The organism is Nonomuraea sp. NPDC050202 (assembly GCF_040656115.1).
In the GTDB taxonomy this organism is placed as follows: Bacteria; Actinomycetota; Actinomycetes; order Streptosporangiales; family Streptosporangiaceae; genus Nonomuraea.
The window spans coordinates 450,063-473,524 of record NZ_JBFALF010000003.1 but is presented as its reverse complement, the minus strand read 5'-3'; the positions used below and the strand labels follow the sequence as shown (position 1 = coordinate 473,524).

Annotated in this window: 22 protein-coding genes; 9 read left to right on the top strand and 13 right to left on the bottom strand. The window is 70.9% G+C overall.

What is annotated here, in order from left to right:
* Positions 1-4 precede the first annotated feature (4 nt).
* From AB0I79_RS12250 to sucC, 6 genes are read right to left on the bottom strand one after another with little or no spacing between them, the layout of a single operon-like run.
* Entirely contained in the window at positions 5-1,540 is a 1,536-nt protein-coding gene (locus AB0I79_RS12250; protein ID WP_357870822.1) for an aldehyde dehydrogenase family protein, read from the bottom strand.
* A gap of 59 nt (positions 1,541-1,599) precedes the next feature.
* Positions 1,600-3,321: a glyoxylate carboligase gene (gcl, locus tag AB0I79_RS12245; RefSeq protein ID WP_357870819.1), complete on the bottom strand. Its 1,722-nt coding sequence runs from the start codon at positions 3,319-3,321 to the stop codon at positions 1,600-1,602.
* Positions 3,318-4,178: an NAD(P)-dependent oxidoreductase gene (locus tag AB0I79_RS12240; RefSeq protein ID WP_357870816.1), complete on the bottom strand. Its 861-nt coding sequence runs from the start codon at positions 4,176-4,178 to the stop codon at positions 3,318-3,320. Before AB0I79_RS12240 ends, gcl begins: the two co-directional genes overlap by 4 nt.
* Positions 4,175-4,939, bottom strand: coding sequence for a TIM barrel protein (locus tag AB0I79_RS12235; protein WP_357870813.1), 765 nt, complete (start codon positions 4,937-4,939; stop codon positions 4,175-4,177). The genes AB0I79_RS12240 and AB0I79_RS12235 overlap by 4 nt, the downstream gene beginning before the upstream one ends.
* Entirely contained in the window at positions 4,936-5,808 is an 873-nt protein-coding gene (gene sucD, locus AB0I79_RS12230; protein WP_357870810.1) for a succinate--CoA ligase subunit alpha, read from the bottom strand. Before sucD ends, AB0I79_RS12235 begins: the two co-directional genes overlap by 4 nt.
* A complete protein-coding gene (sucC, locus tag AB0I79_RS12225) occupies positions 5,809-6,942 on the bottom strand; it encodes an ADP-forming succinate--CoA ligase subunit beta (RefSeq protein WP_357870807.1) in 1,134 nt (377 codons plus the stop codon).
* A 90-nt stretch (positions 6,943-7,032) separates the two neighbouring features.
* On the opposite strand from sucC, the gene AB0I79_RS12220 reads away from it, so the two are divergent.
* The 3 genes from AB0I79_RS12220 (at position 7,033) to AB0I79_RS12210 (ending at position 9,598) form a co-directional block, all read left to right on the top strand.
* Positions 7,033-8,427 carry a hypothetical protein gene (locus AB0I79_RS12220; protein WP_357870804.1) on the top strand — a complete coding sequence of 465 codons (1,395 nt, stop codon included), beginning with the start codon at positions 7,033-7,035 and terminating at the stop codon, positions 8,425-8,427.
* A 153-nt stretch (positions 8,428-8,580) separates the two neighbouring features.
* A complete protein-coding gene (locus AB0I79_RS12215) occupies positions 8,581-9,318 on the top strand; it encodes a GntR family transcriptional regulator (protein ID WP_357870801.1) in 738 nt (245 codons plus the stop codon).
* A 91-nt stretch (positions 9,319-9,409) separates the two neighbouring features.
* A complete protein-coding gene (locus tag AB0I79_RS12210; RefSeq protein ID WP_357870799.1) occupies positions 9,410-9,598 on the top strand; it encodes a hypothetical protein in 189 nt (62 codons plus the stop codon).
* 57 nt (positions 9,599-9,655) lie between these two features.
* On the opposite strand, the gene AB0I79_RS12205 is transcribed toward AB0I79_RS12210, so the two are convergent.
* From AB0I79_RS12205 to AB0I79_RS12180, 6 genes are all read right to left on the bottom strand, one after another.
* Positions 9,656-10,630, bottom strand: a complete 975-nt coding sequence (locus tag AB0I79_RS12205; protein WP_357870796.1) for a TerC family protein — start codon at positions 10,628-10,630, stop codon at positions 9,656-9,658.
* A 12-nt stretch (positions 10,631-10,642) separates the two neighbouring features.
* Complete coding sequence (locus AB0I79_RS12200) at positions 10,643-11,101, bottom strand: hypothetical protein (RefSeq protein WP_357870794.1); 459 nt, start codon at positions 11,099-11,101, stop codon at positions 10,643-10,645.
* A gap of 65 nt (positions 11,102-11,166) precedes the next feature.
* Positions 11,167-12,573 (bottom strand): Nramp family divalent metal transporter, encoded by a 1,407-nt coding sequence (locus AB0I79_RS12195; protein WP_357870791.1) that lies wholly within the window; start codon positions 12,571-12,573, stop codon positions 11,167-11,169.
* Between the two features lie 163 nt (positions 12,574-12,736).
* A complete protein-coding gene (locus tag AB0I79_RS12190) occupies positions 12,737-14,851 on the bottom strand; it encodes an acetate--CoA ligase family protein (RefSeq protein ID WP_357870789.1) in 2,115 nt (704 codons plus the stop codon).
* Positions 14,852-16,075 (bottom strand): formyl-CoA transferase, encoded by a 1,224-nt coding sequence (frc, locus tag AB0I79_RS12185; protein WP_357870786.1) that lies wholly within the window; start codon positions 16,073-16,075, stop codon positions 14,852-14,854.
* A gap of 14 nt (positions 16,076-16,089) precedes the next feature.
* Positions 16,090-17,763: a thiamine pyrophosphate-binding protein gene (locus AB0I79_RS12180; RefSeq protein ID WP_225272759.1), complete on the bottom strand. Its 1,674-nt coding sequence runs from the start codon at positions 17,761-17,763 to the stop codon at positions 16,090-16,092.
* Positions 17,764-18,107: 344 nt separating this feature from the next.
* Here AB0I79_RS12180 and AB0I79_RS12175 point away from each other — a divergent pair, with 344 nt between their 5' ends.
* From AB0I79_RS12175 to AB0I79_RS12150, 6 genes are all read left to right on the top strand, one after another.
* Positions 18,108-19,085, top strand: a complete 978-nt coding sequence (locus AB0I79_RS12175) for a 2-dehydropantoate 2-reductase (protein ID WP_357870783.1) — start codon at positions 18,108-18,110, stop codon at positions 19,083-19,085.
* A gap of 37 nt (positions 19,086-19,122) precedes the next feature.
* Positions 19,123-19,266 carry a hypothetical protein gene (locus AB0I79_RS12170; RefSeq protein ID WP_357870781.1) on the top strand — a complete coding sequence of 48 codons (144 nt, stop codon included), beginning with the start codon at positions 19,123-19,125 and terminating at the stop codon, positions 19,264-19,266.
* Positions 19,267-19,461: 195 nt separating this feature from the next.
* Positions 19,462-20,418 carry a metal ABC transporter substrate-binding protein gene (locus AB0I79_RS12165; RefSeq protein WP_357870778.1) on the top strand — a complete coding sequence of 319 codons (957 nt, stop codon included), beginning with the start codon at positions 19,462-19,464 and terminating at the stop codon, positions 20,416-20,418.
* Positions 20,415-21,194 (top strand): metal ABC transporter ATP-binding protein, encoded by a 780-nt coding sequence (locus tag AB0I79_RS12160; protein ID WP_357870775.1) that lies wholly within the window; start codon positions 20,415-20,417, stop codon positions 21,192-21,194. The genes AB0I79_RS12165 and AB0I79_RS12160 overlap by 4 nt, the downstream gene beginning before the upstream one ends.
* Positions 21,194-22,066, top strand: coding sequence for a metal ABC transporter permease (locus AB0I79_RS12155; RefSeq protein ID WP_357871643.1), 873 nt, complete (start codon positions 21,194-21,196; stop codon positions 22,064-22,066). Before AB0I79_RS12160 ends, AB0I79_RS12155 begins: the two co-directional genes overlap by 1 nt.
* A complete protein-coding gene (locus tag AB0I79_RS12150; RefSeq protein ID WP_357870772.1) occupies positions 22,063-22,452 on the top strand; it encodes a transcriptional repressor in 390 nt (129 codons plus the stop codon). Before AB0I79_RS12155 ends, AB0I79_RS12150 begins: the two co-directional genes overlap by 4 nt.
* Positions 22,453-22,517: 65 nt before the next feature.
* Here the strand turns inward: AB0I79_RS12150 and AB0I79_RS12145 are convergent, their stop codons facing one another.
* Positions 22,518-23,423, bottom strand: a complete 906-nt coding sequence (locus tag AB0I79_RS12145) for a DMT family transporter (RefSeq protein WP_357870769.1) — start codon at positions 23,421-23,423, stop codon at positions 22,518-22,520.
* Positions 23,424-23,462 lie beyond the last annotated feature (39 nt).

Sequence of the window (23,462 nt, the reverse complement as noted above, 5' to 3'; positions counted from 1 at the left end):
CCGTCTAGGGCAGCAGCGTGTAGCTGGGGAAGTTGCCCGGGAGGCGTTCGCCGTCCGGGCCGCTGGTGGCGGCGCGGACGAGCAGGTCGCCGCCGACGAACGCGCCGCGCCACGACGCGCCGAACCCGCCGAACAGCTCATCGCGGTCCCCGCGCGAGCGCGGCCGGTTGTGACCGACCTTGAAGGCGCGCACCTCGGGCGCGAGCCGGGCGAAGGTGTCCTCCGACTCGCAGGAAAGGGTGGCCACCAGGGCGCCGTTGCTGGCGTTCATCGCGGCCAGCAGCTCCGCCTCCGTGTCCACCAGCACGATCGTGTCCACGGGGCCGAACGGCTCCGCGTGGTGGAGGGGTGAGGAGGGCGGCGGGTTGAGCAGCGCCGTCGGAGCGAAGTAAGCGGAAATATCCTGACCGGGGAGGAAGTGTCCGGAGTCGAGGGACGCCCGGTGGATCGGCACGCCGCCCCTCGTGACCGCCTCGTCCACCTGGTCGGCCAGTTCCTTGGCCTTCGAGGCGTTGATCAGCGGGCCGAAGTCGAGTGAGGGCAGCTCGTCGTCCGGGTCCGCCACGGCCAGCGGGTGGCCGAACCGCAGCGAGCCGACCGCCTCCAGGTAGGCCCCCAGGAACTCGTGGAACAGCGAGCGCTGCACGACGAAGCGCGGGTAGGCGGTGCAGCGCTGCTTGGCGTAGTCGAAGGAGCCGCGGATCTGCCGGGCGAGCAGGTCCCAGTCGCCGTACTCCCAGACGCCCCAGCAGTTCAGCCCCTCCTGCTCCAGCACGTGACGCCGCCCGAGGTCGGCCAGCGAGGTGGCCACCTTGGCCCCGGCGCCCCTGCCGCCCACGAACGACACGCAGCCCAGCGAGCCCGAGCCGACGAGCACCGGCGACAGCTCCGCCCCTCCCCCGCTGACCAGCGTGAACGGCAGCCCCTCCCGTACGGCCAGCGCGCAGGCGAGGGTGAGGCAGCACAGGCCGCCGTCGGTGGGTGTCTTGGCGATCACCGCGTTGCCGGCCAGCGCCTGCACGAGCATGGAGTGCATGAGCACGCTCATCGGATAGTTCCAGCTCGCGATGTTGCTGACCGGGCCCGGCAGCGGCGTGCGGCCGGCCACCATGCGGTCGATCTCCTCGACGTACCAGCGCACGCCGTCCAGGCAGCGGTCCACGTCGGCGCAGGCGGTCTTCCACGGCTTGCCGATCTCCCAGACCAGCAGCAGGGCGAGCAGGTCGCGGTGCGCGGCCATGGACTCCACGGCCGCCAGGACCATGGCCTTGCGCTCGGCGAGCGGCAGGTGGCGCCAGCGCTGGTGCTCCTCGACGGCGCCCGCCACCGCCCGCCCCGCGCCAGCCCGGTCGAGCCTGGGCAGGCCGGCGATGGCGGTGCCGTCGAGCGGCGAGAAGCCGGGCACCGGACGCCCGTCGCGGTGCCAGATGCCGCCCCAGTGATTCAGCACGCGGTCGTCGTGGAAGGCTTCGGGGGCCGCCGAACAGCAACGTTCGTAGGCGTCCCGCCAGGACGTGCCCGGCTTGAGCCGCATGTCCATCCTCCTCAGTCGCATCTTGGTCGGATTCGATCAGATCGCGGTCGCATCCCGTTCGGATCTCAGTCGGACCAGTCGGCGGTGATGAGCTCGGGCAGCGGCTCGAACTCCTTGACGGACTCCAGCGATGGGCCCATGGCGGCGTTCGCCTCGCGTTCCACCATCACCTCCACCAGCACCGGCAGCCTCTTGTCCGCGGCCTCGGCGGCGGCCCAGGCCAGCGCGTCCCGGATGTCGCCGGGCAGCTCCACCCGGCGCGCCGGGCAGCCGAACGCCTCCATGGCCATGACATGGTCGATGCCGCCCTCCCCGTAGTGCAGGTCGACGGCGTAGTTCATGCCGTACGGGAGCTCCGCCTGCCTGATCAGCCCCAGATACTCGTTGTTGATCATGACGATGACGAACGGCACCCGGTACTGCGCCGCCACCGCCACCTCCTCCATCAGGAACTGGAAGGAGTAGTCGCCGACCACCGCCACGACCTGCCGCTCGGGATGGGCCAGCTTGACCCCCATGGCGGCGGGCACCTCCCAGCCCAGCGGCCCCGCCTGCCCGCAGACCAGGTAGCGGCGCGGCAGGTAGGTGGTCTGGAACTGGCCGGACCAGATCTGGTACAGCCCGATCGCGGTGACGAACGTGGTGTCCCGCGGGAAGTACTCGTTGATCTCCTTGAACACCCTGGGCGGCTTGATCGGCACGTCCTCGAAGTCGTCCCTGCGGCCCATCGTGCCGCGCAGCTCGGCCACCCTGCGCGGCCACTTGCCCGGCTCCCTCGGCCCGCCGCGCCGGCGCGCCTCGTCGCGCAGCTCGGCCAGCACCGGGCGGGCGTGCCCGAGCACGCCCAGGTCGGGCTCGAAGACCCGTCCGATCTGCATGGGGTCGATGTCCACGTGCACGAACTTGCGCCCCCGCCGGTAGACGTCGAGGTCGCCGGTGTGCCGGTCGCCGAAGCGGGCGCCCACGGCCAGCACCAGGTCGCTCTCCAGGAACGCGGCGTTGCCCCACCGCGTCTGCGTCTGTATGCCGGCCATCCCGGCGAACAGCGGGTGGTCCTCGGGGAAGGCCCCCTTGCCCATGAGCGTGACCTGCACCGGGACCTGCAGGTGCTCGGCCAGCGCCCGCAGCTCCTCGGTGGCGTCGCCGATGATCACGCCACCGCCCGCCAGGATGATCGGCCGCCTGGCCTCCTCCATGAGGTCCATGGCCGCCCGGACTGCCTTGGGCAGCGGGCGGGGCACCTCGACGGGCAGCGGCGCGTCCAGCGCGGGGTCGTACCGGCAGGAACCGCGCTGGACGTCGAGCGGGAGGTCGATGAGCACGGGGCCGGGCCGTCCTGACCGGGCGATCCTGAACGCCTCCCTGAACAGCCACGGCGCCTGCGCGGGCTCCTTGAGCTGCACCGCCCACTTGGTCACCGGCTTGGCGATCTCCACGATGTCCACCGCCTGGAACGCCTCCTGGTGCAGCTTGGAGGTCACGGCCTGCCCGGTGACGCAGATCATCGGGATCGAGTCGGCCAGCGCGGTGTAGAGGCCGGTGATCATGTTCGTGCCGGCGGGGCCGCTGGTGCCGATGCAGACGCCGACGTTCCCGGTGACCCTGGCCCAGCCGTCGGCCGCGTGGGTGCCGCCCTCCTCGTGGCGTACGGTGATGTGCCGGATCGAGCTGTTCTGGAGCGCGGCGTAGAGCGGGAGGATGGCCGCGCCGGGGATGCCGAAGACGGTGTCCACCCCCTCCGACTCCAGCACCTGGACCACGGCCTCCATGCAGGGGATCTTCTTCACGCGTTCAGCCTTTCGATCACCTTGAGCAGGGCGGAGTGGTCGAGCGAGCCGTGGCCCTGCGCCCTGGCCGCGGCCACGAGCTGGGCGACCTGACCGGTGAGCGGCAGGCTGACGCCGGCCTCGCGGGCCGCGGCCAGGGCGATGCCCATGTCCTTGTGGTGCAGGTCGATGCGGAAGCCGGGGACGAACTCCCGCTTGACCATGGTGTGCCGCTTGAGCTCCAGGATCCGGGAGCCCGCCAGGCCGCCGGCCAGCACGTCGAGCCCCTGTGCCGGGTCCACGCCCGAGGCCTCCAGCAGCACGATCGCCTCCGACACGAGCCCGTAGATGCCGCCGACGACGAGCTGGTTGGCGGCCTTGACGGTCTGGCCCGCGCCGGCCGGGCCGACGTGCACGACGGTGACGCCGAGGCGGTCCAGGACGGGCCTGGCCGCCTCGACGTCCTCCGGCGCGCCGCCGACCATGATCGACAGGGTGCCGTCGATCGCGCCGCGCTCGCCGCCGCTGACGGGGGCGTCCAGGGCCCGTACGCCGGCCTCCGCGGCCCGCCTGGCCACCCACCGGGAGGTCTCGGGCTTGATCGTGCTCATGTCGATGTAGAGGAGGTTCGGCTTGCCGTACTCGATGACGAGCGGCGCGACCTGCTCCACCTGCGGCGAGTCGGGCAGCATCGTGATCACGACGTCCGCGCCGGCGACCGCGTCCACCACGCCCGTGGCGGCCTTGCCGCCCAGGGCGACGAGCTGCCCGAGGCGCTCGCTGCTCACGTCATAACCGGTCACGACATATCCGGCTTTGAGGAGGTTGGCGGCCATCGGGCTGCCCATGATCCCCAAGCCGACGAACCCGATGTTCATCCTTGCCTCCAGTCGAACGCGCCCGGCCCCTCGTGCCGGTACTCCAGGCCGACGTGGCCGCGGTACCCCGCCGCCTCCAGGTGCGCGAAGATCTCCGGGTACGGCATCCGCCCGCTCCCCGGCCGCCCCCTGCCGGGATCGTCGGCGATCTGCACGTGCCCGAACCGGCCCGCGTGCCGGTCGATGAGCGCGAGCACGTCCTCGCCCATCCGGTGCAGGTGGTAGAGGTCGGCCAGGAACGCCACGTTGTCCCTGCCCACCTGGTCGATGAGCTCGAACGCCGAGCCCGCCGAGGTGATCGGGTAGAGCGGGTTCTCGTGGGAGTTGAGCGCCTCGACGACCACGGTGGCGCCGATGCCCCTGGCCGCGTCCGCCGCCCTGCGCAGGTTCGCCACGGCCAGCTCCCTGTCGGTGCCGGGGCCGTTGCCGTACAGGGCGTTCAGCACCGGGCAGCCCAGCTCGCCGGCGAGCTGGACGGCGACGTCGATGTTGGCCTGGAAGCGGGCCGAGCCCTCGGGCCTCGCCAGCAGGCCGCGCTCGCCCGCCGCCATGTCGCCGGCGTCGAAGTTGAGCCCGACGAGGCGCACCCCGGCCTCCTCGATGGCCTGCCGCAGCTCCGCCAGGGCCGCGCCGCCGGGGTCAGGGCCGTCGAACGGCCACCACAGCTCGACCGCGTCGAACCCGCACTTGGCCGCCGCCGCCGGGCGCTCCAGCAGCGGCAGGTCGGTGAAGAGGATGGAGAGGTTGACGTCGAATCTCATGACAGCACCGATCGCATGAGCCGGGCGGTCTCCGAGGGGGTCCTGCCGACCCGCACGCCGACCGCCTCCAGGGCCTCCTTCTTGGCCTGGGCGGTGCCGGACGAGCCGGAGACGATCGCGCCCGCGTGGCCCATCGTCTTGCCCTCGGGGGCGGTGAAGCCCGCCACGTAGGCCACGACCGGCTTGGTGACGTTCGCGGCGATGTAGGCGGCGGCGCGCTCCTCGGCGTCGCCGCCGATCTCCCCGATCATCACGATGGCGTCGGTGCCCGGGTCGTCCTGGAACGCCTGCAGGCAGTCGATGTGCGTGGTGCCGATGACCGGGTCGCCGCCGATGCCGACGGCGGTGGAGAAGCCGAGGTCGCGCAGCTCGTACATGAGCTGGTAGGTCAGCGTGCCCGACTTCGAGACCAGCCCGATGCGGCCCGCGGAGGTGATGTCGGCGGGGATGATGCCGGCCGAGGACTGGCCGGGGCTGATCAGGCCGGGGCAGTTGGGCCCGATGATCCTGGTCCGGCCGCCCGCCAGCGCGCGGAAGCGCACGGCGTCGTGCACCGGCACGCCCTCCGTGATCACCACGCAGAGCGGCACCTCCGCCGTCACGGCCTCCTCCACGGCCGAGGCGGTGAAGCGCGGCGGCACGAAGATCACCGACACGTCGGCCCCGGTCTCCGCCGCCGCCTCGGCGACCGAGCCGAACACCGGCACCGTGCGCTCCCCGAAGTCCACCGACCGGCCGCCCTTGCCGGGCGTCACCCCGGCCACGATGTCGGTACCGGCGGCGAGCATGCGGGCGGTGTGGCGGGTGCCCTCCGCGCCCGTCATGCCCTGGACGAGTACCCGGCTGTCCTTGGTCAGAAAGATCGCCATTTACGCACCTGCCGCGAGTCTGGCCGCCATCTCGGCGGCGCCGTCCATGGTTGCGACCTGGCGGACCGCCGGGTGGCGGGCATCGCTGAGGATGCGCCGGCCCACCTCGGCGTTGTTGCCGTCCAGCCGTACGACGATGGGCGTGCCGTGGCCGCGCTCGCCGAGCAGCTCCAGCGCGGTGACGATGCCGTTCGCCACCGCGTCGCAGGCCGTGATGCCGCCGAAGACGTTGACCAGCACCGAGCGCACGTCGGGGTCGGCCAGGATGATCTCCAGCCCGTCGGCCATGACCTGGGCGGACGCGCCGCCGCCGATGTCGAGGAAGTTCGCGGGATCGGCCCCCGCCCCGGCCACCACGTCGAGCGTGCTCATGACCAGCCCGGCGCCGTTGCCGATCACGCCGACCGTGCCGTTCAGCTTGACGTAGTTGAGCCCCTTGGCCTTGGCGCGGTCCTCCAAGCTGTCCGTGCTCTCGGCGTAGCCCTCCCAGGAGTGGCGGAAGGCCGAGTTGTCGTCCAGGGTGACCTTGCCGTCGAGCGCCACGATCCGCTGGTCGGTGGTGCAGATCAGCGGGTTCACCTCGACGAGCAGCGCGTCCTCCTCGATCAGGACCCGCCACAGCTTCTCCAGCACCGGGGCCGCCTGCTCGGGCAGGCCGGCCTTGGCCGCCAGCAGCTTGGCCGTGTCGGCGTCCACGCCCGTCACGGGGTCGATCGGCAGCTTCACGAGGGCGTCGGGGTCGGTGGCCGCCAGCTCCTCGATCTCCATGCCGCCCTGGCCCGACACCATCGCCAGGAACCCGCCCTCGGCGCGGTCCACCAGGAAGGCCGCGTAGTACTCCTCGAACGGCACCGTCGCGGCCTCCACCAGCACGCGGCGCGCGATGTGCCCCTTGATGTCCATTCCGATGACGCGATCGGCCTCCGCCTCGGCCGCGACCGGCCCCGCCGCCGGTCTGATCCCGCCTGCCTTGCCCCGTCCACCGGTCTTCACCTGGGCCTTGATGACAACGGGCGTGCCCAGCCCTGCCGCGATCTCGCGGGCCTCGGCCGGGGTGGCCGCGGTCCGGCCTGCGGGAACAGGGATCCCGTGACGCCCGAAGAGCTCCTTCGCCTGGTATTCGTACAGGTCCATTCGAGCCTCCTTTGTAGACGGTATACCGTATGGAGTATCCTCCGTCTAGGGTCTCGACAGGGGTCTGTATAGCGGGATATTCCATACAGTATGGAGAATGCAATTAAGGACTGGCGGGGGCGGTCGTACCGTCCGGGGCCGGTCCCCGCCGACCGCACCCGCATGTTCCGGCTGGCCCTGGCCGCGATGGCGGCGATCAGCCCGCTCCAGTACGGCTACGCCGCGCTGCACGCCAGGCAGGCCTCCGGGCTGACCCTGCTCGCGATCTGGATCGCCTGCCAGGCCGCGGGTGCCCTGCCCGCGCTCCACCTCGTCCGGCGGGGGCGGCTCGGCGTGCGCGCCTGCCTGTCGGCCGGCGCCGTCCTGAGCGGCCTCGGCCTGGTCACCGCGGCCCTGGCGCCCGGTGTCTCCGGCCCGTCCGGGCCGGTGCCAGGTAACGGCCCGTCGGCGCCGGGCGCCGCCGGCCTGCCCGCCCTGATGCCGGGCGCCGGCGACCTGGCGGCGCTGCTCTCCACCGGCGGGCTCCTCACGCTCGCCGGTTACGCCGTGCTCGGCGGGCTGGGGGCGGGGCTGGTCTACGGGGTCTGCGGCGAGGTCGTCTCCTCCTGGTACCCGGAGCGCCCGGCCGCCCGCGTCGGCCTGATCACCGGCGCCTTCGGGTACGGCGCGGTGCCCCTGCTGCTCTGGGCCGGGATCGCGCCGAGCATGGCCCCGGCCGCCTTCCTGGTCTGCGCCGTGCTGGCCACGGCCGCCATCGCCGCCGCCGCCCGCCACCTCCGGCTCCCGCCGGCCCAGTGGTGGCCCGGCGACGTGGACCCGCGCACGCACGCCCTGGACGCGGCCCGGCTGCGTACCTCCCCGGAGGCGGTCAAGCAGTTCGGGCTCGCGCAGGCGCTGCGCACGCGCACGCTCCCGGCGCTCGCGCTGATGCTGGTGTGCGCGGGAGCGGTGTCCGTGTTCGACGTGATCGTGGTGGCGGGCACCGGCGCCTGGGGCGCGCTGGCCCTGCTGGTGGCGCTGAACGGCGCGGGCAGGTCGGTGGCCATGCGCGCGGCCGAGCTCTTCGGCCGCCGCCGGGTCCTCGCGGGCGTCTTCGGCGCGCTGGCGCTGGGCCAGGTCCTCCTGGCGGTGGCCGTCCAGAACGCGGCGCAGGCGCAGGGGACGGCCGTCGCCGTGCCGGAGGCGACGGTGGGCACCCCCTTGCTGTGGCTCGGGGCGGTGGCGGCCGGGCTGGGCGGCGGGGCGTTCTACCCCCTGCTCGCCAGCCTCGTACGCGAGCTGTTCGGCACCGAACGCGCCACCGAGATCCACGCGGTCGTCTACAGCGCCAAGGCCGTGGCGGGCGTGGTGGCGGTGTCCCTGGCCCTCACCGCGCTGACCGCCCCCGGCGGCGCCCTGCTGGCCGCGGCCGCGCTGGCGGCCCTGCCCGCCCTGGCGACGCCGCGCCTGCGCATCCCGGGCCTGCCCGCCACGATCCCGCTGTGACACCGTCCCAGCCCAGAGGGCGACTCCCTGTAACACAACGGGCTGTGACGCGACGCTCTGTGACGAGACTCACGAACGCGGATAACCCCCAGACGGTATGCTGTAGGCAGTCGACCAAAAACCGTAAAAGCACCCATACCTGGAGACGTCACCATGTTGCTGTCGGATCAGGCCGGTCAGACGGCGGCCCCCAAGATTCCCCGCCCCGCCACGCTCAGGGAGAGCGTGATCGAGGCCATCCAGGAGCTCATCGTCTCCGGCCAGCTCAAGCCCGGCCAGCATCTGGTCGAGAGCGAGCTGGCCGAGCTGCTCGGCGTCTCCAGGCAGCCCGTACGTGAGGCGCTCCAGCAGCTCAGCGGCGAGGGCTGGGTGGATCTCCACCCGGGCCAGGGCGCGTTCGTGCACGTGCCCACCGTGGAGGAGGCCGACCAGCTCCTCGCGGTCCGCACGCTGCTGGAGACCGAGTCCGCCCGGCTCGCCGCGCTTCACGCCGGCGAGGACGGCGTGAAGCGGCTGCGCGCCCTGTGCGCCCGCGGCATCGCCGCCGTGCAGTCCGACGACGTGGACGGCGCCGTGGCGACCAACTCCGAGCTGCACACCCTGGTGACGGCGCTGTCGGGCAACAAGGTGCTGGCCGAGCTGGCCGCCCAGGTGGCCAGGCGGGTGCGCTGGTACCACACGCCGGTGGCCCGCCAGCGCGGCATGGCGTCGTGGGACGAGCACAAGGCGCTGATCGACGCCATCGAGGCCGGCGACGAGCGCAAGGCCGCGAAGATCATGCGGGAGCACACCGAGCACACCCGCGCCTCGTACATGGAGCAGCGGGAGGGCGAGCCCGCGGAGCCCGCGCCCAAGCCGGCGCGCCGCCGCAGGCCCCGCCGGCTCGGGTGACCCACCGGCCCGGTTGACCTGACGTTCACAGAAATCCACATGCTCCGAAACACCCCGGGTAGAGGGTGGGAGCCATACCGATCGGAGGTGTATGACCGTGAAGGCGTTGTGGCGCTTTCTCCGTGGTGATCCTCTGGGCCAGGCGGCGGACGGCCGAGCCATCGGCCTCGGCCTGAGCGCAGCGCTCAGGAAGCACTACTCAGCGGACGAGGCGGACCGCTACCTGCGCCAGTGGAGCGCGCAGCAGGAGCGCGAGGTCCGCGAGCAACCGCGTCACTGAGCCGCGGCAGGGGGGCGGCCACCCACAAGCAGCCACCGGCCCCCGCGCGCGGCCCGTTCAGCGATCGGCGGTTTCCGGCTCCTCCACCTTCCTCTTGGCGTCGCGAGACGACTTCACCAAGCTGAGGACCGTGGTGACGGCGAGAGTGCCGAGGATGATCCCGAGAGAAACCAGGATCGGGATCTCCGGCGCCCAGGACACCCCGTCGTGGTGCAGGGCTTCCAGGATCAGCTTCACGCCGATGAACGCCAGCACCACCGACAGCCCCTTGCTCAGGTAGACCAGCCGGTCGAGCAGGCCCCCGATGAGGAAGAACAGCTGCCGCAGCCCCATGAGGGCGAAGGCGTTGGCGGTGAACACCAGGTAGGGCTCCTTGGTGAGCCCGAAGATGGCCGGGATCGAGTCCAGCGCGAACAGCAGGTCGGTGGTCCCGATCGCGACCATCACGATCAGCATCGGGGTGACCATCCTGCGCCCGTGGTGCACGGTCAGCCGGGCGCCGTGGTAGGTGTCCGTCGTCGGCAGCACCCGGCGCACCGTGCGCAGGGCGATGTTCTCGGAGAACTCCGCCTCCTCCTCCTCGTGCCCGATCAGCTTCCACGCCGTGTAGACGAGGAAGGCGCCGAACACGTAGAAGAGCCAGTCGAACCTGGCGACGGCCTCCGCGCCGACGGCGATGAAGCCGCCACGCATGACCAGCGCCAGGATGATGCCGATGAGCAGTACCTTCTGCCGGTACTGCCGCGGCACCTGGAACCGGCTCATGATCAGCAGGAAGACGAAGAGGTTGTCCACGCTGAGCGAGTACTCGGTGATCCAGCCGGCGAAGAACTCCCCTCCGTGCGCCGGCCCGGACAGCAGGAGCAGGCCCACGCCGAAGACCACGGCCAGGCCCACGTAGAACGAGACCCAGCCCACGCACTCCTTGAAGCTGGGCTCGTGCGGATTGCGGGCCACGAGCCAGAAGTCGAGCGCGAGCACCAGGCAGAAGCCGCCGATGGTGGCGGCCCAGACCCAGAACGGCAGATCCATCGCCGGGACCATCTACCTGCCCCCCTTCCCTGCACTCTTCCCTGCACTCTTACGGGCGCTCTTGCGCGCGCCGACGATCCGGGCGAAGCGGAGGTACTTCTCGAGCAGTTCCCCGGCGAGCGGGTTGTCGCCGGCCCTGCGCATGAGCCAGTGCGGCATGAACCGCTCGTGCACCCACAGGAAGCCGATCGCGAAGCCGAGGGCGATCATCGCCTGGTACGCCAGGAACGGCCCCACTCCTTCGAGCAGGCCGCCCGTCGGGGCCAGGATCTCCTGGGCCAGCCTGGACACCGGGAAGGCGGCCATCCAGTACAGGCCGACGGGGCCGAAGGTGCCAGGGCGGAAGACGCCGTGGCCGAGCAGCATGCTGTAGAGACCGCCGAAGAGGGCCAGCGGCGTGGCCAGCGCCAGCGCCGCGAGCCCCGCCATGCCGGTGGACTGCCCCGCGAGCAGGGTCAGCCCACCGGCCATGGCTCCGGCGACGGCTCCGATAGACGCCCCTGGCAGGGCGAGTTCGAGGCTGTGCCGTCCGACCATCAGCCCACGACCACACCGTAGGCGAACAGGCTGTAGAGCAGCATCCCCAGGTAGAACACCGCGCCGAAGCCGATGATGACGTTCGACCACCACCTGGGCCTGATCGGCTTGGGCAGCATGCGGTTGTTCACCAGGAGCAGGGTCACGCAGTACGCGCCCATCGCGAACGTCGACAGGAACGCCAGCGTGTCCAGGATCCCGCTGGGACCGTCGGCGGGGCCGAACAGCAGGACCAGGATGCCGAACAGGATCACGCCCCAGAGGAAGACGGCGTACAGCTTCGACATGCCCAGCTTCTTCGCCCCGGGGACGAAGTTGTAGGTCATGTCCGCCTGGCCGCGCGAGAACGAGTCGAACAGCCCCAGCGTCGCGTTCAGGCCGATCAGCGCGATGAACCCGAGGAACACGACCCCGAGAACCGAGCTGCCCGCCGAGGAGACGGCGTTCGACATCGCGGTCAGCGCCACCTCCCGGTCGTCGCCCTGAATGGCCGTCCGCACGGCCGGGTCGAGCCGCACCGCCGCCTGCGCGATCACCGTGAAGGAGATCGTGACCAGCATGGTGATGCCCCAGAACAGCAGCAGCGCGTCGAAGGTGACCCAGCGCCGCCAGCCCTTCCACTTGGCCATCTCGGCCGGGTCCTCGGTGTCGAACATGAACCCGCGGGACGGCCGCTCCTCCTCCTCGCCCGCGTGGCGCAGCCCGCGGATCTTCGGCTGGTGCGCGCCCATGCCGGCGCCGGAGTCACGCAGGTGCAGCGTGTACCACATCTGCTGCATGCCCGAGGGGCCGGCGAAGGCGCAGGCGCCGACGATGACGGGGAACCAGGCGGCCGTCATGGCCTCCGCCGGCAGGTAGCCGATGGAGAACATGCCGGTGATCGTGGTGACCACGTCTCCCCAGGAGCCGACCATGGCCGCGACCACGGCGGTGCCGAGCACGAGCGCACCGATCAGCAGGGAGAGCACGTTCTCGAGCAGGTTGTAGATCACCTTGGCGAGGGTGAAGACCACGCCGACGAGGATCAACCCGGCGATCGCGGTCACCATCCAGGGTATTCCGGTGATCTCCTCGAACGCCGCCGCTCCGGCCGACAGGTGTCCCGGCCAGATGTAGACGGCGATCGCCACGATGAAGAAGAACCACATCAGCGGTTTGAACACCCTGGCCGCGCCGGAGAAGATGCTCTCCCCCGTGGCCATGGCGTAGCGGGCCATCTCCAGCATCACCACGGCCTGCAGGGTGACGCCGATCAGGAACAGCCACCTGATCTCGGGCCCGAACAGCAGCACCAGCCGGGGCCACATGTACGACTCGCCCATGCCCACGCCCAGGGCGACGAGGAACACCGTCGGCCCGAGAATGTGCACCGAGGGAGGCGCGTCGGGGAGCTTCCTGATGGGCATCGGCTCGAGCCGGCCCGCTTTCCATACTCGTTGATCCTCGACCGGCGGCGTGGCCGTCGCCGGTGGTGTATTCGATGTGTCCACCTACGGACCTCCTGGGGGGTTGTTGCCTTCCTCTGCGCCCCGAATTGCCCCCTCGCCTGGTGCTGCTGGAGCTCGGCTCTTAGCCCAGCAGCCCGGCCGCCCTGGCCCAGCGGTACTTGGCACCGAGGACCGCCACGGGCTTTTCCGTCGTGTACGGGTACGCGACCACGCCATGCTCGAACAGGTACTCGCTGGCCTCCTCAACCTCGGTGTCGCCGGCCAGTGACGCCACGACCGGCTTGACGTTGCCCTTCGCCCGCTCCTCCGCCACCACGCGGGCGATGAGCTCGGCGAAGACCATCGGCGGCGTCACGATCGTGTGCCAGTAGCCCAGGACGAGCGCGTGGATGCGCTCGTCGCTCAGGCCGAGGCGGACCGTGTTCTCGTAGGTCGAGGGTGGCTCGCCGCCGGTGATGTCGATGGGGTTGCCCGCCGCGCCGAACGGCGGGATGTAGGCGCGGAACGCCTTGTCCAGGTCGTCGGGGATGTCCATGAGGGTCAGCCCCGCGTCCACGATGGCGTCGGACAGCAGCACGCCCGAGCCGCCCGCGCCGGTGATGATGACGACGTTCTCGCCCTTGGGCGCCGGCAGGATCGGCAGCGCGCGGGCGTACTCCAGCATGTCGTTGAGGCCGGGTGCGCGCACCACGCCGGCCTGGCGCAGGATGTCGTCGTAGACCTTGTCGTCGCCGGCCAGCGCGCCGGTGTGCGAGCCCGCGGCCCGCGCGCCCATCGCGGTGCGCCCGGCCTTGAGCACGATGACCGGCTTCTCCTTGACCACGCGGCGGGCGGCCTCGACGAAGCCGCGCCCGTCCTTGAGGTCCTCCAGGTGCATGGCCACGGCCTTGGTGTTGTCGTCCTGCTCGAAGAAGGTCAGCAGGTCGTCCTCGTCCACGTCGGCCTTGTTGCCGACGCCGACGATGGCCGAGACGCCCATCTTGGTGGTGCGGCTGAAGCCCAGGATGGCCATGCCGATGCCGCCGCTCTGGGAGGTCAGCGCCACGCTGCCGCGCACGTCGTACGGGGTGCAGAAGGTCGCGCAGAGGTTCTCCGGCGTGTAGTAGTAGCCGTAGATGTTGGGGCCGAGCATGCGCACGCCGTGCCTGCGGGCGATCTCGACGATCTCCTTCTGGCCCTCGACGTTCCCGGTCTCGGCGAACCCGGACGGGATCATGATCGCGCCCGCGACGCCCTTCTCGCCGACCTCCTCCAGCGAGGCGGCGACGAACTTGGCGGGGATCGCGAAGACGGCCACGTCCACGTCGCCGGGCACGTCCGCGACGCTCTTGTACGCCTTGAGCCCCATGATCTCGTCGGCCTTGGGGTTGATCGGGTAGATCTGCCCCTGGTAGCCGCCGTTGATGAGGTTCTTCATGACCGAGTTGCCGATCTTGCCGGTCTCGGCCGAGGCGCCGATCACGGCGACGGAGCGCGGCTTGAAGATGCGCTTCATCTGCCGCAGGATCTCCTCGCGCGGCAGCCGCTCGACCTCGGGCTGCGGCTCTCCGATGAGGATGCGCACGTCGGCGGCGACCGCGCCGTTCGCGTCGGCGAAGACGGGGTTGAGGTCCACCTCGACGATCTCGGGGATGTCCGTGACGAGCCTGCCGACGCGCTCGATCAAGCTCGCCAGCGCCTGCCTGTTCGCGGGCTCGGCCCCGCGAGCACCGCGCAGCACCTCGGCTGCCCTGATGTCGTCCAGCATCCTGAGCGCATCATCACCCGAAACCGGGGCAAGTCGGAAGGTCACGTCCTTCAACACCTCGACCAGGACGCCGCCGAGGCCGAACGCGATCACCTTGCCGAAGGTGGGATCGGTGACCGCTCCCACGATGACCTCGTGGCCGCCGCCGACGAGCTGCTGCACCTGGATGCCGTCGATCTTCGCGTCGGGGTTGTAGGCGCGGGCGTTGGCCAGGATCGTCTCGTACCCCTGCCGCACCTCCTCCTCGCTCCTCAGGCCGACCAGCACGCCGCCGGCGTCGGTCTTGTGCAGGATGTCGGGCGAGACGATCTTCAGCACGACCGGGAGCCCGATCTCCCCCGCCAGCCGCGCCGCCTCGTCCGCCGAGGTGGCCAGCCCTTCGCCCGGGGTGGCGATGCCGTACGCCTGGCACAGCTCGCGGCCCTCCGGAGCCGTCAGGGCGTTACGCCCTTCGGCGAGTGCCTTCTCGATGACTTCCCTGGCGGCCACTTAGATGACTCCGTTCGTCTTGAGTTCAGCCAGCTCGTCCGCGCTGACACCGAGCTCGCCGTAGATCTCCTGGTTGTGCTCGCCCAGCAGCGGCGGGGTCCGTACGTCCACCGGGGAGTCCGAGAGCTGCAGGGGGCTGCCCACCGTCACGAACTCGCCGCGCGTGGGGTGCTCGACCTTGACGACGATGCCCTCCTGCTGCAGGCTCTCGTCCTCCACCAGCTCCTTGGTGGACAGGATCGGCCCGCACGGGATGTTCTCGGCGTTGAGCCGGTCCAGCACCGTCCACTTGTCGTGGCGGATCGTCCACTCCTCGATGAGCTGGAACATCTTGTCCAGCTTCGGCAGCCGCGCCTCCGGCGTCGCCCACTCGGGGTCCTCCGCCAGCTCGGGGCGGCCGATGATGTTCGCGATCGGCTTCCAGCCGACCGGCTGCACGATGACGTAGATGTAGTCGTTCGGGCCGCCGGGGGCGCAGCGCACCGCCCAGCCAGGCTGGCCGCCGCCGCTGGCGTTGCCGGATCGCGGCACCTCGTCGCCGAACGTCTTGTTCGGGTACTCGCGCAGCGGCCCGTGCGCCAGGCGCTGCTGGTCGCGCAGCTTGACGCGGCACAGGTTCAGCACGGCGTGCTGCATGGCCACCTGTACGCGCTGCCCGCGCCCCGACTGCTCGCGCTGGTAGAGGGCGGCCAGGATGCCGGCGACCGCGTGGATGCCGGTGCCCGAGTCGCCGATCTGCGCGCCCGTGGCCAGCGGCGGGCCCTCCTCGAAGCCCGTGGTGCTCATCGAGCCGCCCATGGCCTGGGCGATCACCTCGTACGCCTTGAACTTGGCGTACCGGCCCTGGCCGAAGCCCTTGATCGAGGCGTAGATGAGGCGGGGGTTGAGCTCCTGGAGGCGCTCCCAGGGGAAGCCCATGCGATCCACCGCGCCGGGACCGAAGTTCTCCACCAGGATGTCGGCGCTCTTCACCAGCTCGGTGAAGATCTCCTTGCCGCGCTCGCTCTTCATGTTGAGGGTGATGCTGCGCTTGTTGCAGTTCAGCATCGTGAAGTAGAGGCTGTCGACGTCGGGCAGGTCGCGCAGTTGCTGCCGGGTGATGTCGCCGGTGGGGGCCTCCAGCTTGACCACGTCGGCGCCCAGCCAGGCGAGCATCTGGGTGGCGGACGGGCCCGACTGCACGTGGGTCATGTCGAGGACGCGGACACCTTCGAGAGCCTTCATCTCTGCGTTTTCCCCTACTTGTACATGGTCTGGTTCATGGTTCCGGGGGCGTACACCTCTGGGTCGACCCAGACGTTGATCAGCGAGGGCTTGCCCGACTGGCGGGCCCGCTCCAGCGCCGGGCGGATCTCGGCGGGGTCGCGGACCTCCTCGCCGTAGCCGCCCAGCAGCTTGGCGAACTCGCCGTAGCGGATGTCGCCGAGGGTGTTGCCGACGCGGGCGCGGTCCTCGCCGTACTTGGCGGCCTGGCCGTACCTGATCTGGTTCATCGAGGAGTTGTTGCCGATGACGCCGATGAACGGCAGGTCGAAGCGGACCATCGTCTCGAAGTCCCAGCCGGTCAGGCTGAAGGCGCCGTCGCCGAACAGGCAGAGCACCTCCTTGTCGCGCCGCGCCTGCTTGGCGGCCATCGCGAAGGCCATGCCGACGCCGAGCGTGCCGAGCGGGCCCGGGTCCATCCAGTGGCCGGGCGACTTGGGCTGCACGACCTGGCCGGAGAAGGTGACGATGTCGCCGCCGTCGCCGATGTAGATGGTGTCCTCGGTGAGGAACTCGTTGATCTCGTGGACGAGGCGGTAGGGGTCGATGGGCTGGGCGCCGGAGAGCTGGCGGGGCAGCCGCTTCTCGTAGGCCTGGGTCTCGACGTTGCGCAGCTCCTCCAGCCACTCCTTGCGGCGGGCGGCGCCGTTCTCGATGCGGCCGCTGGCCGCCTGGGCGGCGGCGGCGAGGATGAGGCCGGCGTCGCCGACGATGCCCAGGTCGATGTCCCGGTTCTTGCCGACGGTGCGGTAGTCGAGGTCGATCTGGACGACCTTCGCGGTCGGCGACAGGCGCTTGCCGTAGCCCATCCGGAAGTCGAACGGGGTGCCGACGATGATGATGAGGTCGGCCTCGGTGAAGGCGTACCGGCGGCTGAGCTGGAAGTGGTGCGGGTCGCCCGGCGGGAGCGTGCCGCGGCCGGAGCCGTTCATGTACGCGGGCACGTTCAGCGAGCGCACGAAGTCGATGGCCGCGTCGGTCGCCCGGCAGGTCCAGACCTGGCTGCCGAGCAGGATGCACGGCTTCTCGGCGTGCGCCAGCATGTCGGCCAGCCGCTCGACGGCCTCCGGGTCGCCCGCCTGCCGGGTGGAGGCCCGGTACTGGCCGGCCGTGGGGATGCGTGCCTTCTCGATCGGCACCTTCGCGTCGAGCACGTCACGCGGGATCTCCAGGAACGACGGCCCCGGCGCGCCGTGGTAGCACTCGCGGAAGGCCATCGACACGATGTCGGCCACCCGCTCCGTGCTGGGCACCGTGGCCGCGAACTTGGTGATCGGGGTCATCATGTCGACGTGCGGCAGGTCCTGCAGCGAGCCCATCTTGTGCTGGCTCAGCGCGCCCTGCCCGCCGATGAGCAACATCGGGCTCTCGGCCCGGAAGGCGTTGGCCACGCCGGTGACCGCGTCGGTCGTGCCCGGGCCGGCGGTGACCACGGCGCAGCCGGGCTTGCCGGTGATGCGCGCGTACCCGTCCGCGGCGTGCGCGGCTACCTGCTCGTGGCGTACGTCGATGACCTCGATGCCCTCATCGACGCAGCCGTCGTAGATATCGATGATGTGGCCACCGCAGAGCGTGTAGATCACGTCCACGCCTTCGGCTTTGAGTGCCTTGGCTACGAGATGACCACCGGAGATCGTTTCCGACATCATGCCACCCTTTCCCGGCGACGAAATGCTGTCTTCCGCATACTGCATACCGTATGAACGCAATGGTTACCCCCCAGCGAAGGGTGTGTCTACCCCCCAGAGGGCAACTCGATCAGTTCGATCTGTTCGCCGGCCCGTCCGGAGGGGCCGGCGCCGGTGCCGCTCCCCACGGCGAACCGGGCCCGTCGTGCCCCCACCGGCACCGCTCCCGGCCTCCTGATCGCGTCGCGCACCCACCCCGGCCCCGGCAGCCCCGGCGACAGTGACGGCCACAGGCACGCTCCTTGACCCCTGATTTTCCATACTGTATACGGAATACACGATCCGACGCGAGAACGGAGCGCAGCATGAAGGTCGCTGTTCTTGGCGCCGGCGCCATCGGCGCATACGTGGGGGCCGCCCTCCACAGGGCGGGAGTCGAGGTGCACCTCATCGCGAGAGGCGCGCACCTCGAGGCGATTCGCCGCGCTGGTGTGCGGGTGCTCACCCCCAGGGGCGACTTCGTCGCCCATCCCCATGCCACCGACGACCCCACCGAGGTCGGTCCGGTGGACCACATCTTCCTGGGCCTCAAGGCGAACAGCTACGCCTCCGCGGGCCCCATGATCCAGCCGCTCCTGCACGAGGCCACCAGCATCATCGCCGCGCAGAACGGCATCCCGTGGTGGTACTTCCACGGGCTCAAGGGCCCCTACGAGGGCTACCGCATCGAGAGTGTCGACCCCGGCGGCGCGGTGACGACCGCGCTGCCCCTGCACCGTGCCATCGGCTGCGTCGTCTACGCCGCCACGGAGATCGAGGAGCCTGGCGTCATCCGCCACCTCGAAGGCACCCGCTTCTCCATCGGCGAGCCTGACGGCACGCTGACCGAGCGGTGCGCCGGCTTCAGCCAGGCCGCCGTCGAGGGCGGGCTGAAGTGCCCGGTGGAGCGCGACCTCCGCCGGGACGTCTGGATCAAACTCATGGGAAACATCGCCTTCAACCCGATCAGCGCGCTGGCCAGGGCCACGATGGCGGGCATCTGCCGCCATGACGGCGCCAGGGAGCTGGTCGTCGCCATGATGCGGGAGACGGTGGACGTGGCCAGGCGGGTGGGCTGCGATCCGGGGATCTCCATCGAGCGCCGCCTGCGCGGCGCGGAGAAGGCGGGCGAGCACAAGACCTCAACGCTCCAGGACCTGGAGAAGGGCAAGCCGCTGGAACTCGACGTGCTGCTGGCCGCGGTGGTCGAACTGGCCGACCTCACCGGCGCGGAGGTGCCCACACTGCGGGCGATCCACGCGGTGAGCGACCTGCTGAACGAGAACCTTGTTCGTGCGGTCTAGCTCGGAATACCGTAGATTGCATACTGAATGGAGGGCAATGAGCCAGTTCGAGCCGGTGCAGAAGGCGGTCATGGACGGCGCGGCGGCACCCGCCGCCGTCTCGGCGCCGTCGTCGCTCGCGGTCGAGCCGGCCGAGGAGCAGAGCTCACGCTCATCGGGTTCCCCCGTGGCAACTCGATGAACGTCTACCCGGGCGAGCGGCGGCCGGCCCCCACAGGCGTCACCTCGGGCGCCGGCAACGGCTCTGCCGGCGCACGATCACCGGGGTGATGACGGGATGCCGTGCGGCGCGCCTGGCCCCCAGCCGCCGTCCGGCATCCCACCAACACATCCCAGATTTTGACAACCATTTTCATTCCGACGCATACTGACTCACATGATGTCAGGATTTTCCCGGTCGAGGGCTGTCGGTGTGCTGGCCGCAGCCGCCCTGCTCACCGCCACTGCCGCCTGCGGATCCGGCTCCGGATCCGCGCAGACCGCCACCACCGCTTCCGGAGCTGCCGGCGGGAAGCCCGAGGTCGTGGCGGCGTTCTACCCGCTGCAGTGGCTGACCGAGCAGGTCGGGGGATCCGACGCGACCGTGACCGGCCTGACCGCGCCCGGCGTCGAGCCGCACGACCTGGAGCTGAGCATCCAGCAGGTCACCGAGCTCAAGGACGCCGCGCTCACCGTCTACATCAAGGGCATCCAGCCGGCCGTGGACGACGCCGTGGACGCGGAGAAGAGCTTCGACGCCGCCACCGCCGTCACCACCATCCCCGCCGGCGAGCACGCCGAGGAGGAGGGCCACGCCGAGGAGGAGCACGGGCACGAGGAGCTGTCCTACGACCCGCACCTCTGGCTCGACCCCTCCCGCCTGGCCACCGTCGCCACCAAGCTCGGTGAGCGCCTGGCCACGGCCGACCCCGCGCACGCCCAGGGCTACCGGGACCGCGCCGCCAAGACGGCCGCCACGCTGGGCACGCTCGACCAGGAGTTCACGCAGGGGCTGAGCACCTGCAAGACCAAGACGCTGGTCACCGCGCACGAGGCGTTCGGCTACCTGGCCGACCGGTACAAGCTCAAGCAGGTCGGCATCACGCTCGACCCGGAGACCGAGCCGTCGCCCACCCGCCTGTCGGAGGTGGCCAAGCTGGCCAAGGCCGAGGGCGTCACCACGATCTTCACCGAGTCCCTGGTCAGCCCCAAGGTGGCCGAGGTGCTCGCGAGCCAGGTCGGAGCCAAGACGGCCGTGCTCGACCCGCTGGAGGGCAAGCCCTCGGGGGATTACCTGTCCGCCATGCGCGATAACCTCAAAACACTACAAACAGCACTGGGGTGTACGGCATGAGCGAAACGGCCTTCGCGATGACCGACGGCCGGGTCTCCTTCGATGGCAAGCCCGTCCTTCGAGGGATCGACCTGACCGTCTGTCCCGGGGAGGTCGTCGCCCTTCTGGGCGCCAACGGCTCGGGCAAGTCGACGCTGGTCCGCACGCTGCTCGGCCTCACGCCGCTGACCAGCGGCCAGACCCTGGTGTACGGCACCCCGCCCGGCAGGTTCCGCGAGTGGTGGCGCATCGGCTACGTGCCGCAGCGGCTCCAGGTCGGCGGCGGCGTGCCCGCGACCGTGCGCGAGGTCGTCGCCTCGGGCCGGATCGCCAGGCAGAGCCGGTTCCGCAGGACCAGCGCGGCCGACAAGGCGGCCGTGGCGAGCGCCCTGGAGGCCGTCAGGCTCGCCGACCGGGCGGGCGATCCCGTGCAGTCGCTGTCAGGGGGGCAGCAGCAGCGGGTGCTCATCGCCAGGGCGCTGGCCGGGGAGCCTGACACGTACGTGATGGACGAGCCCACCGCGGGCGTGGACGCCGAGACCCAGCAACTGCTCGCCGACACGCTGGCCAGGCTGGTCGAGGCCGGCAGGACCGTGGTGCTGGTGGCGCACGAGCTGGGCCCGCTGGAGCCGATCATCACGCGCGGCGTGGTGATCCGCGAGGGTCGCATCGCCCACGACGGCCGGCCGCCCCGCCCTGAGGGCGACTGCGCCAGGCCGGGGCACGAGCATCAGCACCCGCACGCCGAGGAGCCCGTGGGGGGCCCGCTCACCGGGTGGCAGGGGGAACCAAGGTGATCTTCGAACTTCTCCAGGAGGAGCTCTTCCAGCTCGCGCTCATCGCGGCGCTGCTGGTGGGGCTCTGCGCGCCGGCCGTCGGCACGTTCATCGTGCAGCGGCGGCTGTCGCTGCTGGGCGACGGCATCGGGCACGTCGCGCTGACCGGCGTGGCGCTCGGCTTCCTGACCGGCACCACGCCCGTGCTCACCGCCGTGCTGGTGTCCATCGCCGGCGCCGTGGCCATCGAGCTGGTCAGGGCGCGCGGGCGCACCAGCGGCGACGTGGCGCTGGCGCTGCTGTTCTACGGCGGGATCGCCGGCGGCGTCATGCTCATGGGCATCGCGCCCGGCGGCAGCAACGCCAAGCTGAACTCCTACCTGTTCGGCGCCATCGCCAGCGTCACCGTCGAGGACATCTGGGTCATCGCCGCGCTGGCCGCCGCCGTGATCGCGGTCGTCGTGATCTTCGGCAGGGAGCTGTTCGTGCTCTGCCAGGACGAGGAGATGGCCAAGGCCAGCGGCCTGCCGGTGCGCTTCCTGAGCCTGCTCATCGCCGTCACCGCCGCCCTCACCGTCGTCATCGCCATGCGGGTGGTCGGCCTGCTGCTCGTCAGCGCGCTGATGGTGATCCCGGTGGCCACCAGCCAGCAGCTCACCCGCGGCTTCCGCACCACGATGGGGCTGGCCATGCTGTTCGGCGTGCTCGCCTCCGTGGGCGGGCTGCTCGCCTCCACCTACTCCGCCAAGGTCCCGCCGGGGGCCGCGATCGTGCTTCTTGCGCTCGCCGGCTTCGTCCTGGCCCTCGGTGTCGGTAAATTCGTACGGCGAGGCCGTACCCAGGAGTCGACATTGAGCGAGCGACCAAAGCTGCGCGTCGAGGAGGTCGCATGACGACGAGGCGCGATGCAGTGCACGACACCCTCCGCCAGAGCGAGGGTTTCCGTAGCGCGCAGGACGTCTATGCCGAGATGCGCCTGCACGGGGCGAAGATCGGGCTGACCACCGTCTACCGGGCGTTGCAGGCGCTGGCCGACAAGGGCCAGGTCGACGTGCTGCGTACCGACGACGGCGAGTCCGTCTACCGCGCGTGCGCGACCGACACCCATCACCACCATCTGGTGTGCCGCCAGTGCGGCCGCACCGTGGAGGTGGCGGGGCCGGCCGTCGAGCGGTGGGCCGAGGCGGTGGGCAGCGAGCACGGCTTCACCGAGATCACCCACACGGTCGAGGTCTTCGGCACCTGCTCGTCCTGCTCCACCCAGGCCAGAACGGGCTGAGTATCACTTCAGGCGGCCCTCACCGCTCTCCCCTCCCCTCCTCCCAGGCGACCCCTCGGCGGCCCTCAGGTGGCCCTCACCGTCTTCCCCGCCTCTGCCGGGCGAGGAGACGGGGACCGGCGGGAGCCGTACAGCACCCCCAGCACGACCACCGCGCATCCGGCGAGCTGCAGCGCCGAGGGCCGCTCGCCGAGGGCCAGCGTGGCGACGGCCACCGTGGACATGGGCTGCACGAGCAGCAGCAGCGAGGTGAGCGCGGCGGGCTGGCGCGGCAGCGAGTACGTGATCAGCGACCACCCCAGCACCTGCGGTCCCAGCGCGAGCAGCAGCAGCCACCCGTGCGCCGGCCACTCCGGCACGAATCCGGCGCCGCCGAACAGCGGGCTGAGCAGGGCGATGGCCACCGTGGCCACCACCGTCGCATGGGCGAGCGGCCCGGCTGCCCTGTCGGACCCGCCCTTGAGCAGCAGCAGGTACGCCGCGTACGACAGGGAGGTCGCCACCCCCGCGAGCACCCCCAGCCCCGGAGCGCTCCCGTAGGCGGCGCTGTCGAACACCCCGGAGATCAGCACGACCCCGGCGAACACGACCGGCGTCCCGATCATCAACGGCGTGGACGGCCGCTCCCCGAACAGCGCCCAGGCGGCGAACGCCACGATGAACACCTGCAGATTCCCCAGCACGGTCGCCAGCCCCGCGCCCACGTACTCGATCGCGTGATGCCAGAACAGCAGGTCGAGCGCGAACACCACCCCCGCCGCCCAGGACATCAGCAGCGCGCGGCGCGGCAGCGGCCCGAGCCTGCGCCGCTCCGCCCAGGCCAGCAGCAGCATGGGCGGCACCGCGTACGCGCACCGGAACAACGCCGAGGTGGCAGGCGATACACCTGATAACCGCACGAGGGGAGCGGAGGTGGAGATGATGAGCGCGCCGGCGATCGCGATCAGCACGATACGGCGATGTGCGCTCACGGAAACCCCCCGAACCCCGTACAGGAGATACGCTGCGAC

Bases quoted from the DNA above. Each gene is read 5' to 3' on its own strand.
- AB0I79_RS12165 (WP_357870778.1), top strand. From the start codon at position 19,462: ATGATGTCAGGATTTTCCCGGTCGAGGGCTGTCGGTGTGCTGGCCGCA.
- AB0I79_RS12150 (WP_357870772.1), top strand. From the start codon at position 22,063: ATGACGACGAGGCGCGATGCAGTGCACGACACCCTCCGCCAGAGCGAG.
- AB0I79_RS12200 (WP_357870794.1), bottom strand. From the start codon at position 11,101: ATGGCCGGTGGGCTGACCCTGCTCGCGGGGCAGTCCACCGGCATGGCG.
- AB0I79_RS12235 (WP_357870813.1), bottom strand. From the start codon at position 4,939: ATGAGATTCGACGTCAACCTCTCCATCCTCTTCACCGACCTGCCGCTG.
- frc (WP_357870786.1), bottom strand. From the start codon at position 16,075: ATGAAGGCTCTCGAAGGTGTCCGCGTCCTCGACATGACCCACGTGCAG.
- AB0I79_RS12210 (WP_357870799.1), top strand. From the start codon at position 9,410: ATGACCGTGAAGGCGTTGTGGCGCTTTCTCCGTGGTGATCCTCTGGGC.
- AB0I79_RS12250 (WP_357870822.1), bottom strand. From the start codon at position 1,540: ATGGACATGCGGCTCAAGCCGGGCACGTCCTGGCGGGACGCCTACGAA.
- AB0I79_RS12160 (WP_357870775.1), top strand. From the start codon at position 20,415: ATGAGCGAAACGGCCTTCGCGATGACCGACGGCCGGGTCTCCTTCGAT.
- AB0I79_RS12195 (WP_357870791.1), bottom strand. From the start codon at position 12,573: ATGCCCATCAGGAAGCTCCCCGACGCGCCTCCCTCGGTGCACATTCTC.
- sucC (WP_357870807.1), bottom strand. From the start codon at position 6,942: ATGGACCTGTACGAATACCAGGCGAAGGAGCTCTTCGGGCGTCACGGG.
- sucD (WP_357870810.1), bottom strand. From the start codon at position 5,808: ATGGCGATCTTTCTGACCAAGGACAGCCGGGTACTCGTCCAGGGCATG.
- AB0I79_RS12170 (WP_357870781.1), top strand. From the start codon at position 19,123: ATGAGCCAGTTCGAGCCGGTGCAGAAGGCGGTCATGGACGGCGCGGCG.
- AB0I79_RS12220 (WP_357870804.1), top strand. From the start codon at position 7,033: ATGGAGAATGCAATTAAGGACTGGCGGGGGCGGTCGTACCGTCCGGGG.
- AB0I79_RS12240 (WP_357870816.1), bottom strand. From the start codon at position 4,178: ATGAACATCGGGTTCGTCGGCTTGGGGATCATGGGCAGCCCGATGGCC.
- AB0I79_RS12205 (WP_357870796.1), bottom strand. From the start codon at position 10,630: ATGGATCTGCCGTTCTGGGTCTGGGCCGCCACCATCGGCGGCTTCTGC.
- AB0I79_RS12175 (WP_357870783.1), top strand. From the start codon at position 18,108: ATGAAGGTCGCTGTTCTTGGCGCCGGCGCCATCGGCGCATACGTGGGG.
- AB0I79_RS12215 (WP_357870801.1), top strand. From the start codon at position 8,581: ATGTTGCTGTCGGATCAGGCCGGTCAGACGGCGGCCCCCAAGATTCCC.
- AB0I79_RS12180 (WP_225272759.1), bottom strand. From the start codon at position 17,763: ATGATGTCGGAAACGATCTCCGGTGGTCATCTCGTAGCCAAGGCACTC.